The sequence below is a fragment of the Acrocarpospora sp. B8E8 genome (assembly GCF_039871605.1).
Taxonomy (GTDB): Bacteria; Actinomycetota; Actinomycetes; order Streptosporangiales; family Streptosporangiaceae; genus Acrocarpospora; species Acrocarpospora macrocephala.
In genome coordinates, this window is record NZ_JBDPLV010000023.1 from 4,615 (window position 1) to 18,536 (window position 13,922).

Annotated in this window: 1 protein-coding gene (running past one end of the window); it reads right to left on the bottom strand. The window is 71.6% G+C overall.

Annotated features, from left to right (window positions below; genetic code table 11):
• Nucleotides 1-13,922, bottom strand: the 3' end of a protein-coding gene (locus ABGB08_RS22835) for an SDR family NAD(P)-dependent oxidoreductase (protein WP_347593436.1). It continues 13,990 nt past the right edge of the window; 13,922 of the gene's 27,912 nt are visible here — the last part of the coding sequence; its start codon lies beyond the right edge, outside the window — the gene reads right to left on this strand; its stop codon occupies nucleotides 1-3.

Consider the following 13,922-nt stretch of genomic DNA (forward strand, 5'->3'; position numbering starts at 1 on the left):
TCACGACAAGCCGAGCTCGTTGTCGAGGATGTCGAACATCTCGTTGTCCGTGGCCGAATCGAGGTCGAACTCCGCGTCGCCGGAATCGTGCGCCAGTGCCGCCCATTTGGTCCTCAGAATGTCCAGACGCGCCGCGACCTGCTTGTGCACGTCGATGTCGACGGTCATCTCGGTGAAAGCCTTCTCCAGTTTCGCGAGCTCGGCCAGCAGCGCGGCCGACCCGGTCTGCTCGCTCAGGCCAAGCCGGTCGAGCAGGTGGTCCGCGAGCGCGAGCGGCGTGGGGTGGTCGAACGCCAGGGTGACCGGAAGCCGCAGCCCGGTGGCGCCGGTCAGCCGGTTGCGGAGTTCGACGGCGGTGAGGGAGTCGAAGCCCAGTTCCTTGAAGGCGCGGTCCGACTCGACGGAGCCGGCTCCGGCATGTCCGAGCACGCCCGCCACCTCGGCCCGTACGAGAGTGACGAGCGCCTCGGCACGCTCGGCCGCGCCGAGAGCGGTCAGCCTGCGCAGCAGGGTGTCCGGTTCCTCCTGCCTGCCGGTGGCCGTACGGCGCCTGGCGGACACCATGCCTCTCAGCAACGGTGGAACGTCCGCACGCGCCGACAGATCGAGCCGGACCGGCGCCAGCACCGGACGGTCCACGGCGCGGGCGACGTCGAACAGCGCCAGCCCTTGCTCCACCGTCAGCGGGCGAATGCCCGCTCGTGCCATCCGCCGCCGATCGGCGTCGTCAAGCCCGGCGGTCATCCCGGTGTCCCGCGCCCAGGGCCCCCAGGCCAAGGACAGCGCGGGCAGCCCGGCGGCCCGCCGGTGGTGGGCCAGGCCGTCGAGGAAGGCGTTGGCCGCGGCGTAGTTCCCCTGCCCCGCGCCGCCGGCCAGGCCGGCCACCGACGAGAAGAGCACGAACGCGGCGAGATCCATGCCCTGGGTGAGCTCGTGCAGGTGCCAGGCGGCCGCCGCCTTGGGCCACAGCACGGCGTCCAGCCGCTCGGGCCGGAGCGCGGGAATCGTCGCGTCATCCAGCACCCCCGCCGCGTGGACGACCGCGGTCAGCGGATGCTCGGCGGGTACGGCGGCCAGCAGGGCGGCGAGCGCGTCCCGGTCGGACACGTCGCACGCGGCGATGGTGACCTCGGCGCCGTACGCGACCAGCTCGGCCCGCAACTCCTCCGCGCCCGGCGCCGCCGGCCCGCGACGACCGGCCAGCACCAGATGGCGTACCTCGTGCTCCTTCACCAGATGCCGCGCCACCTCGACGCCGAGACCGCCCGTGCCACCGGTGATCAGCACCGTGCCCGCCGGGTCCCACCGCCGTACGGTGTCCTCACCCGGCGCCACCGGCGTCAGGCGTGCCGCTCTCAGCACCCCGTCACGCACCGCGAGCTGCGGCTCGCCACAGGCCAGCACGGCCGAGAGCAGCGCCGTGGACGGCTCTCGCGGCACATCGAGATCGAGGAGCACGAACCTGCCCGGGTTCTCCGCCTGCGCGGCGCGGACCAGGCCCCACACGGCGGCCCCCGGCAGGTCGCGCACGTCGTCCTGGACCGCGACCGCGCCATTCGTCACCACGATGAGGGGGATGTCGCCGAACCGGTCTTCCGCGAGCCAGCGCTGCAGGAGGCCCAGAACGCGGGCGGTGGACTCGCGCGTCGCGGCGACGACCGCGTCGGCGGAGCCCTCGGCGGGGAACACGGTCACCGCCACGGCGCGTGGCGCGTCCGTCGGCAGGGCGCGGCCGTCCAGCATGGCGAGGTCCCCGGTCAGCACCGCCACGCCGGGCTCCGCGACAGCGGCCGGCTCCTCGGGCAGCGGCGTCCACTCCAGCCGGAACAGCGCGTCCCGTGGCGTCCGGCGGTCAGGGACCAGCGCGCCGGGCGAGGCCGGACGCGCCACCAGTGACTCGGCGGTGAGCACGGTCGCTCCCGCCATGTCCACGGCGGTCACCGACACCGTGTCCTCGCCGGTCCTGGTCACGCGCACGCGCAGCATCGTCGCGCCGCCGGCGTTCAGGTGCACGCCGCCCCACGCGAACGGCACGCGCCCCGCCTCGGGCCTGGCCGCCTCCAGGAACGGCACCGCGTGCAGGGCGGCGTCCAGCAGCGCCGGGTGCACGCCGTAGGAGCCGGCGTCGCCGACCTGGTCCGGCAGGGCGATCTCCGCGAACACCTCGTCGTCGCGCCGCCAGACCGCGCGCAGCCCCTGGAACACCGGTCCGTAGCCGAACCCGCCTTCGGCGAGCCGGTCGTAGAGGCCGTCCAGCTCGACGGCGGACGCTCCCCGCGGCGGCCACACCTCGGTGTCGAACGCCGCGACCCCGCCCGCGGTCGCGCCGTCGCCGTCGCCGTCGCCGGAGAGAACGCCAGTCGCATGCCGTATCCATGGCTCGTCGTCGGCCGCGTCGGCGGGCCGCGCGTAGACGGCGAGCTCTCGGCGACCCGACGCGTCGGGTGCGCCCACCGACACCTGAACGGCCATCGCGTCCCGCTCGCCGAGCACGAGCGGGGTGGCCATGGTGAGCTCCTCCACCCGATCGCACCCGGTCTGGTCTCCGGCCCGGATGGCGAGTTCCAGCAGTCCCGTGCCGGGGAAGACCACCGTCCCGCCGACGACGTGGTCGGCGAGCCACGGGTGCGACCGCAGCGAGAGGCGGCCGGTGAGCACGACACCGTCCGACCCGGCCAGCATCACCGCAGCCCCCAGCAGCGGGTGCGCGGCCGCCGCGAGCCCGAGATCTCTGGCGTCGCCCACGCGCCGTCCGCTCGGCCAGAACCACTGGTGCTGGAAGGCGTACGTCGGCAGGTCCACCCGGCGGGCGCCCGGGAAGGCGGCGCCGAACACGGCCGGCCAGTCCACCGTGGCACCGTGCGCGTGCAACATCGCCACCGCCGTCATGATGGCGGTCTGCTCGTCGCGGTCTCCGCGCAGCGCCGGGACCAGCACCGGCCCTGCCCCTTCAGCCGGGATGGCGTCCTCGGCCAGCGCGGTCAGCACGCCGTCGGGTCCCAGTTCGAGGTACGCGGTGACCCCCTGACGGTGCAGCGTGGCCACGCTGTCGGCGAATCTGACCGCGTGGCGTACCTGTTCCACCCAGTAGTCGGGCGAGCACAGCTCGTCGGCCGACGCCGGCCCGCCGGTCACGGTTGAGACCACAGGGATCTGCGGCGGATGGTAGCTGAGCGTCCCGGCCAGGGCGCGGAAATCCGCCAGCATCGGCTCCATCAGCGGCGAATGGAACGCGTGGCTCACCTTCAGCCGCGTCGTTTTGCGTCCATCGGCCTCCAGCCTGGAGGTGATCCGGGCGATCGGTTCCTCGGCACCCGCGATCACCACCGAGGCCGGACCGTTCACCGCGGCTATGGAGACCTCGCCCTCGTGCCCGGCGATGCACTGCAGCACCTCCTGCTCCGCGGCCTGTACGGCGGCCATCGCCCCGCCCGGCGGCAGCGCCTGCATGAGCCGGGCACGCGCCGCCACCAGCCGGCACGCGTCCTCCAGCGGCAGCACGCCGGCCACATGCGCCGCCGTGATCTCGCCGATCGAATGCCCGGACAGGAAGTCCGGCTTGAGGCCCCAGGACTCCACCAGCCGGAACAGCGCCACCTCCAGCGCGAACAGCGCCGGCTGGGTGTATCCGGTCTGGTTCAGCAGTTCGGTGTCGCCGGACATCACCTCGCGCAGCTCGGGATCGAGGTGGGCGAGCACGGCGTCGAAAGCGTCGGCGAACACCGGGAACCGCTCGTACAGCCCGCGGCCCATTCCGGCCCGTTGAGCGCCCTGCCCGGTGAACAGCACCGCGAGCCGGCCCGGCCGCGCGCCACGCCCGTGGACCACTCCAGGCGCCGAACGCCCCTCCGCCACGGCCGCCAGGCTCGCCCGGAGCTCGTCCAGGTCACCGGCCACCACCGCCGCTCGATGCTCGAACGCCGAGCGGGTGATCGCCAGTGCGAAGCCGACGTCCGCGAGGGAGAGGTCGTCGGCGATCCGTGGCAGCAGACGTGCCGCCTGGGCGCGCAACGCGTCATTCGTCTTCCCCGAGACCAGCACCGGCACGGGGCCCGGGGCAGCACCGGTTTCGGCGGCCACGGTTGGCGGTGCCTGCTCAAGGATCACGTGTGCGTTGGTTCCGCTGATGCCGAACGAGGACACACCGGCCCGGCGCGGACGACCCGCCTCTGGCCACGGGCGGTTCTCGATGAGCAGCTCCACCGCGCCCTGGTTCCAGTCGACGTGCGAAGAGGGCGCGTCCACGTGCACTGTTCTGGGCAGCACTCCGTGGCGCATGGCCATGACCATCTTGATCACACCGGCGACACCCGCGGCCGCCTGGGTGTGGCCGATGCTCGACTTGATCGAGCCCAGCAGCAGCGGGCGGTCATCCGGCCGGTTCTGGCCGTAGGTCGCCAGCAGCGCCCGCGCCTCGATCGGGTCGCCCAGCCTGGTCCCGGTCCCGTGGCCTTCCACCGCGTCCACGTCCGCGGCGGCCAGCCCGGCGCCGGTCAGAGCCTGGCGGATCACGCGCTGCTGTGACAGCCCGTTCGGTGCCGTCAACCCGTTGGAGGCGCCGTCCTGGTTCACCGCCGACCCGCGTACGACGGCCAGCACCTGGTGGCCGTTGCGGCGCGCGTCGGACAGGCGTTCCAGCACCAGCATCCCGACGCCCTCGGACCAGCCGACACCGTCGGCGGCCTCGGCGAAGGACTTGCATCGGCCGTCCCCCGCAAGCCCGCCCTGGGCGCTGAAGTCGATGAACGCGGCCGGGGTGGCCATCACGGTCACTCCGCCGGCCAGGGCCAGCGAGCATTCGCCGCCGCGCAGTGCCTGGGCCGCCAGGTGCAATGTCACCAGTGAGGAGGAGCAGGCGGTGTCCACCGTCACGGCCGGGCCTTCCAGGCCGAGAGTGTAGGACAGTCGTCCGGACATGACGCTGCCTGCCGTACCGGTGCCCATGAAGCTCACCACGTCGGGCGGGAACTCCGCGCTTGTCGCGTAGTCGTGGTACATCACCCCGGCGAATACGCCCGTGAGGCTGCCGCGCAGCGAGAGCGGGTCGATTCCGGCCCGCTCGATCGCCTCCCAGGACGCCTCCAGCAGCAGCCGCTGCTGCGGATCCATCGCCAGCGCCTCACGGGGCGAGATGCCGAAGAAGCCGGGGTCGAACTCGCCCGCCTCGTGCAGGAACCCGCCTTCGCGCACATAGCTGGTGCCCGTGCGCTCGCGGTCGGGATCGTACAGCGACTCCAGATCCCAGCCACGAGAGGCCGGGAACGCCGAGATCGCGTCCCCGCCTGCCACGACCAGCCGCCACAGATCCTCGGGGGAGGTCACACCGCCCGGGTAGCGGCACGCCATCGACACGATCACCACGGGATCGTCATCGGCCGGGGTGACCGTTCGCGCCGTTGCCCGCGCGGACGCCGCGCCGCCGTGTTCGCCCAGCAACTCCGCCAGGAGGAACTCCGTCAGCGCCGTGACGTTCGGGTAGTCGAACACCAGGGTGACCGGCAGGCGCAGCCCGGTGGCCCCGGACAGCCGGTTGCGCACCTCAACCGCGGTCAGCGAGTCGAAGCCCATGCTCTGGAAGCTGTTCAACGGCTCGATCTCGTTGCCGTCCGCATGGCCCAGCACCAAGGCGATCTGGTCGCGGACCAGTTCCAGCAAGGCGGCCCTTCGGGCGTCTGCCCCGAGTGGCGCGAGGCGATCAGCGAGGAGGGTCGCCGCCGCGGCCGTCGCCTGCTGCCGGGCCGACGGCCGGATCAGCCCTCGGAGCAGGGGCGGGATGTCCTGACCTGCGCGGAATGCCGTCAGGTTCAGGCGCGCGGGCAGCACGGCCGGTTCGTCGCCCGTGACGGTCGCGTCGAACAGTGCCAGACCGTGATCTGAAGATAGCGGGAGCATGCCGCGCCTGGCGAGCCTGCCCATGTCGGCCTGGCTCAGCGCGCGGGTCATGCCGCCGTCCTGGGCCCATGGGCCCCATCCCAGTGACAGCCCTGGCAGGCCTTCGGCTCGGCGGCGCCGGGCGAGCGCGTCCAGGAAGGTGTTCGCCGCCGCGTAGTTGGCCTGCCCGACCGTCCCGAACGTCCCCGCCGCCGAGGAGAACAGCACGAATGCGGACAGGTTCTGGTTTCTGGTCAGCTCGTGCAGATGCCAGGCCGCGCTGATTTTGGGCCGGAACACCTTCTCCAGGCTCTGCGGCGTCAAGGTGCCGATCAGACCGTCGTCCAGCACGCCTGCCGCGTGCACCACCGCGGTCAGCGGATGCTCGGCGGGTATCCCGGACAGCAGGCCGGCGACGGCATCGCGGTCCGCCAGGTCGCATGCCACGACGGTCACGTGAGCGCCGAGCCCGGTCAGCTCCGCCACCAGCTCACCCGCGCCCTCCGCCCGCGCACCGCGACGGCTCGCCAGCAGCACGTGCCCGATGCCATGTACGGTCACCAGGTGGCGGGCCAGTATGCCGCCCAGGCCGCCGGTGCCGCCCGTGATCAGCACCGTACCGGCCGGGTCCCAGGCCAGGGCCGGTAGCTCGGCGGGCGGGAAGACCCGGGCCAGCCGACCGGCCGACACGGCACCATCCCTGATCACCAGTTGCGGCTCGGCGGCGGCCAGGGCCTGCGGCAGCGCGGCGATCGACGCTGTCGACGGGCCCACGCGGTCAGGGCCGGCTTCTCGGTCACGGTCGCCGCTCTGGTTGAGGTCGTCGAGGTCGACCAGCACGAACCGGCCCGGGTGCTCGGCCTCGGCGGCGCGTACGAGCCCCCACGCCGTCGCCGCCGCCACGTCATCGCCGTCCACCGCGCCCTGGGTGAGAAACGCCAGCCGCGAATCCGCGAACCGCTCATCGGCGAGCCAGGATCGCACCAGGTCCAGCACGGACGACGCCACCCTGTGCGCGGCCACCGGTACCTCACCGCCCCCGCCTGCGGCCACGGGGACCAGCACCGTGCGCGGCACGGGAGCACCGCCCTCGCAGGCCTCTCCCAGCGACCGCAGATCGGCACCTGTCCTGACGGGACCACCCATGACCTCGGCAAGAGCCTCGGCGAGCCCCCACTCGTCCGGACCCACCACCGCCAGAGTGCCCGGCGCGACCGCAGGCACCGGCGAGACCGCGACCCAGTCCAGCCGGAACAGGCTGTCCCTTCCGATCGCGCGCGAGCCCGCGGCCAGCTCGTCCGACTGGACGCGCAGAGCCACCGACGTGATCGAGGCCGCGGGACCTCCCGCGCCGGCGATCACGATCGACATCGCATCCGGTCCGGCCCAGGACATCCGCACCCGCACCGCTGAGGCCCCCGCCGCATGCAAGGACACGCCCTCCCATGCGAAGGGCACCTTGCGCCTGGCCTCCTGGCTCTGGTCGAGGAACAGGCACAGCTGCAGCACCGCGTCCAGCAGCGCCGGATGCATGCCGAACGCCCCTGCCTCAGCCGCGTCCTGCTCAGGGAGGCCGATCTCGGCGTACATGTCCGAGCCGCATCGCCACACCGCGGTCAAGCCACGGAACGCCGGCCCGTAGTCGAAACCGTCCGCCGCCCGCCCCTCGTAGAAGCCTTCCAACGAGACCGGCTCCGCACCGGCCGGCGGCCACACCGTCGTGTCGAACGGGGCATCGGGGGCCGGCGCCTCGACCGCCAGATGGCCGCCGGCATGCCGTGTCCAAGGCCGCTCTTGCTCGTCTTCCGGCCGCGCGTACACGCTCACCGGCCGGCGTCCCCTTTCGTCGGGGCCGCCCAGCCGCACCTGTACCTGGACGCCGCCGTGTTCGGGCAGCGTCAACGGCGTGGCAAGGGTCAGCTCGTCCACCTGGGCGCAGCCGACCTCGTCACCGGCCCGGATCGCCAGCTCAAGGAACGCCGTCGCCGGCACCACCACCCGGCCCGACACCACGTGATCGGCCAGCCACGGATGCGACCGCGTCGACAACCGGCCGGTGAAGAGCACCTCGTCGCCGCCGGCCAGCTCAACGGCCGCTCCCAGCAAGGGGTGATCCGGCACTCCGAGCCCGGCGGCGGTGACATCCCCGGCACCAGCGAGCGACGGCCTCGGCCAGTACCGCCGACGTTGGAAGGCGTATGTGGGCAGCTCCACCTGGCGCGCGCCCGGGAACATGGCCCGCCAATCGAGCGGCACTCCATGCACGTGCAACTCGGCCAGCGCCGACATCACCGCGCTCTGCTCGTCCCGATCCCTGCGCAGCACCGGCACCAGCACCGCACCCAGCTCCGCCGCCCCCGCCTCAGCATCGCGCACCAAGCCCGCCAGCCCATCGGCACCCGCGACCGCGTTCGCCTCGATCTCCGCCGCAAGGGTGTCCTGCGCCATCGCGGTCAGGACGCCGTCAGGGCCCAGCTCCAGATAGGCCCGTACGCCCTGGGCGTGCAGCGTGCGGACGCCAGCGGCGAAGCGGACCGCGCCACGGACCTGCTCCACCCAGTAACCCGGCGAGCACACCTGCTCGGCCGTAGCCGCCTGGCCGGTCAGGGTGGACACAATGGGGATCTGCGGCGGGTTGTAGACGAGCCTGCTCGCCAGCGTGCGGAAGTCCGCCAGCATCGGATCCATCAACGGCGAATGGAACGCGTGCGACACCCGCAACCGCCGCGTCCTGACCCCCAGGGACTCCAGCGCAGCGGCCACCTCAAACACCGCCTCCTCGACCCCGGAGACCACCAGCGAGGCAGGCCCGTTGACGGCGGCGATCGACACCTCATGCGCACGCCCGGCCAGCAGGCTCGCGACCTGGTCCTCAGCAGCCCGCACCGCCACCATCGCCCCACCCACGGGCAGCGCCTGCATCAACCGCGCCCGAGCCGCCACCAGCGCGCACGCATCACTCAGCGAAAGCACCCCGGCCACATGCGCCGCCGTGATCTCCCCGACCGAATGACCGGCCAGCACATCCGGCCGCACACCCCACGAGGACACCAGCCGGAACAACGCCGTCTCCACCGCGAACAACGCCGGCTGCGCCCACCCCGTCCGATCCAGCAACTCCGCCTCAGCGAACAGGACCTCGCGCAACGGCCTGTCGAGCAGCGGGTCCAGCTCAGCGATCACCTCATCCAGCGCCTGCGCGAACACCGGGAAACGGTCGTACAACTCCCGGCCCATCCCCGCCCGCTGACTCCCCTGGCCGGTGAACAGGAACGCGAGCCGGGGCTCCGCACCGGCCACCCCGCGCACCACACCCGCACCCGGCAGGTCCTCCGCCAGCGCGCCCAGCCCGGCCAGCAGACCGTCACGGTCCCCGGCCAGCACCACCGCACGATGCTCGAACGCCGACCGCGTCGCAGCCAGCGAGAACCCCACATCGGCCAGACCCAGACCAGCAGCACCCTCCAGACGGGCGACCAGCCGCCCGGCCTGCGCCCGCAACGCCCCAGCCGACCGACCCGACACCACCACCGGAACCAGCCCCGGATCCACCGCCCCGGTCCGACTTTCCGGAACCTCCGACCCTTGCTCGATGATCACGTGGGCGTTGGTGCCGCTGATCCCGAACGACGACACCGCAGCCCTGCGCGGACGGTCGGCCCGCGGCCACCCCACCGCCTCGGTCACCAGCTCAACCGCACCCTCACTCCAGTCCACATGCGAGGACGGCGCATCCACATGCAACGTGCGCGGCACCACACCCTCGCGCATCGCCATGATCATCTTGATCACGCCCGCCACACCCGCAGCCGCCTGCGTGTGACCGATGTTCGACTTGATCGAACCCAGCAGTAACGGACGATCCTCGTCCCGGTCCTGCCCGTAGGTCGCCAGCAGCGCCTGCGCCTCGATCGGGTCACCCAGCGTCGTACCCGTACCGTGGCCTTCCACCGCGTCCACCTCGGACGCCGACAAACCGGCACCGGCCAGCGCCTGCCGGATCACCCGACGCTGCGAAGGACCATTCGGCGCCGTCAACCCGTTCGACGCACCATCCTGATTGACCGCCGAACCCCGCACGATCGCGAGGATCTCGTGCCCGTTTCGGCGCGCGTCCGACAACCGCTCCAGCACCAGCACACCCACGCCCTCCGACCAGCCCACCCCGTCGGCGCTGTCGGAGAACGCCTTGCACCGCCCATCAACCGACAGACCACGCTGCCGGGCGAACCCGATAAAGGTGTTCGGAGTCGACATCACCGTGGCCCCGCCCGCCAGCGCCAGCGAGCAATCTCCCGAGCGCAGCGCCTGCGCCGCCAGATGCAACGCCACCAGCGACGACGAACACGCCGTGTCCACCGTCACCGCCGGACCCTCCAAACCCAGGGTGTACGACACCCGGCCGGAAGCGACGCTCGGCGCGGTCCCGGTCCCTTCATAACCCTCGACCGCGTCGCGCCCGCCAAGCCCCTCGCCAACCGCGGCCTGATGCACCCGGCCGGCGGCGTTGCCCAGGGTCAGGCCGTAATCGTTGTACATCACCCCGGTGAACACACCGGTCTGGCTGCCCCGCAACGACCCCGGCTCGATCCCCGCCCGCTCGACCGCCTCCCACGACACCTCCAGCAGCAACCGCTGCTGCGGATCAACCGCCAGCGCCTCACGCGGCGAGATCCCGAAAAACCCCGCGTCGAACTCGTCGGCGTCATGCAGGAACCCGCCATGCCGCGTGTACGACGCCCCCACCCGGCCAGGATCCGGATCATAGATGCCATCCAGATCCCACCCCCGATTCGTCGGGAAACCCGTGATCGCGTCGGTCTCCTCAACCACCAGACGCCACAAATCCTCCGGAGATGCGACCCCACCCGGATACCGGCACGCCATCCCCACGATCACCACCGGGTCATCCGCCACCGAACGCACCACAGGCGACAGCACAGCCGAACCGGCCTGCTCACCCAGCAACTCGCCCAACAGGAACTCCGCCAGCACAACCGGAGTCGGATAGTCGAACACCAACGTCGCCGGCAACCGCAACCCCGTCACCACACCCAGCCGGTTACGCAACTCCACCGCGGTGAGCGAGTCAAAACCCAGCTCACGGAACTCATGCCGCGCTTGGACGGCGTCCGCCGACGCGTGCCCCAGCACCGCCGCGACCTGCGCACGCACCAAATCCAGCACAAACCGCACCCGATCGGCCTGTCCCATGCCGGCCAGCCGCCCACCCAGCGACCCATCACCTGTCACCGGCACCAACGCCGATGCCGACACCGCCGACCGGCGAACCCCCCGAGCCAACCCCCGCAACAGATGCGGCACCTCACCACCCGCCCGTGCCACGGCCGCCGCATCCAAGCGTGCCGCCACCACTGCCGCACGACCCACCACACCCGCCGCGTCGAACAACGCCAACCCCTGCTCGACCGCCAAGGCCGAGATCCCCGCCCGCGTCATCCGCCGAAGATCAACCTCAGCCAATCCTCCCGTCATCCCCGCGTCTTGCGCCCACGGACCCCACGCAAGCGACAACCCCGCCAAACCCAGGGCACGCCGATACTCAGCCAGCGCATCCAAGAACGCGTTCGCCGCCGCGTAGTTGCCCTGACCCGCCCCACCGAACACCCCCGCCACCGACGAGAACACAACGAACTCCGCCAGATCCAGATCCCGGGTCAGCTCGTGCAAATACCAGGCCGCATCCACCTTCGGCCGCAGCACCGCATCCACACGCTCCGCCGACAACGACGAGATCGTCCCGTCATCCAGCACACCAGCGGTGTGAATGACCGCCGTCAGCGGATGAGCGGGATCCACCCCGGCCAGCAGAGCCGCCACCTGCTCACGATCCGCCCCATCAGACGCGACGATCTCCACCTCGGCGCCGTGCGCGATCAGCTCGGCCCGCAACTCCAGCGCACCCGGGGCATCGGCCCCCCGGCGGCTGGCCAGCAGCAGACGCCGAACCCCACGCCCGGCCACCACATGCCGCGCGAACAACGCACCCAGACCACCGGTCCCACCGGTGATCAACACCGTGCCCTCTGGATCCCACGCGCGGACACCGTCCTCGCCGAGGGCAGAACCGGGCACCACCCGCGCCAAGCGGGCAACCCGCACCTCGTCCCCGCGTACCGCCACCTGCGGCTCATCCGACGCCAGCACCCCGGCCAGCACCGAGTCAGACAGCTCACCATCGACATCCACCAGCACGAACCGGCCCGGATTCTCCGACTGCGCACTACGGACAAGACCCCACACGGCCGCAGCCGCCAGATCGGTGACCACCTCACCCGCACCCACCGCGACCGCACCCCGAGTCACCACCACCAGACGCGAATCAGCGAACCGGTCATCGGCCAGCCACCCCTGAACCGCATCCAGCACCCTGGCAGTCAGCGCATGCGACGACTCCACCACCCCATCGGCCGGGTCGGAGACGACCTCGGTCAGCACCACACCAGGCACCGGCCCCTCCAGGACCGACAGGTCCGCGTGAGCCGGCAGCACCAGCCCATCGCGATCGCCGCTCGGGCCCGCCAGCACTGCGCCGAGCACGTCCGAACCGAGCACCGCCACCGGCACCGCAAGCTCCGTCAGCGGCGTCCACTCCACCCCGAACAGCGCATCCCGCCCCATCGTGCGATCACTGGAAGCGAGGGCGAACCGATCAGCTGAGACCGGCCGCAACACCAGCGACCCCGCCGACAACACCATCTCCCCGGCGGCATCCACCGCGGTCACCGAAACCGAATCATCACCCGTCCTGACCAGCCGGACCCGCAACAACGACGCCCCACCCGCGTGCAAGGACACCCCACCCCACGAGAACGGCAACAACACACCCTCGGAACCACCCAGCCCCCAACCCCCCAACCCGGCAAACGGCACCACATGCAACGCCGCATCCAGCAACGCCGGATGCACCCCGAACAACCCCCCATCAACCACCCCCTCCGGCAACACGACCTCCGCGAACACCTCCCCACCCACACCCCGCCACGCCGCACGCAACCCCTGAAACACCGGCCCATAACCCAACCCACCCACGGCCAGCCGGTCATACAACCCACCCAGCTCAATCACCGACGCACCCCGCGGCGGCCACACCGCCGTGTCGAACACCGCCGTGTCAAGGAGCGTGCCAGCCGCACCACCGGCCCCGACGACCTGCCGCCGATCGCTCCGAACGTCCGTTCCAGCGCTGTGATCACTGCTCGTCAGCACACCACCGGCGTGCCGTACCCACGTATCACGATCGTTCGTCTCGGCAGGCCGAGCATGAATGCTCAGTTCCTGGCGACCCGACCCGTCAGCAGGTCCCACCCGTACCTGAACCGTTACGGCCTCGTCCCCACCCAGCACCAGCGGCGCGGTCAAGGTCAGCTCCTCGACCACGTCACACCCGACCTGATCACCCGCTCTGATCGCCAGCTCCAGGAACCCGGTGCCCGGGAACACCACCATCCCGTCCACCATGTGATCGGCCAGCCATGGATGCGACCCCAGTGACAACCTCCCGGTCAGCAGCGCCTCATCGGAATCGGCCAGGCCCACCGCCGCACCCAGCAGCGGATGGCTCGCAGCGGTCTGCCCCAGCCCCCGGGCATCCCCAGCCGAAGCGGGGTTCGGCCAGTACCACCGACGTTGGAAGGCGTATGTGGGCAACTCCACCTGGCGCGCGCCCGGGAACATCGCCCGCCAATCGAGCGGCACCCCATGCACATGCAACTCGGCCAGCGCCGACATCACCGCACTCTGCTCATCCCGATCCCCGCGCAACACCGGCACCAGCACCAGGTCCGACTCTCGCGCGTCGACGTCCGAGTCGACGATCGTGGCAAGGGTTTCCTGAGCCATGGCGGTCAGTACCCCGTCGGGACCCAGCTCCAGATACGCCCGCACACCCTGCGCATGCAACGTACGGACGCCCTCGGAGAACCGCACGGCCTGGCGCACCTGATCCACCCAGTAATCCGGCGAGCACAACTGCTCGGCCGTGGCCGTCTGTCCGGTCAGAGTGGACACCACCGGAATCCGCGGCGGGT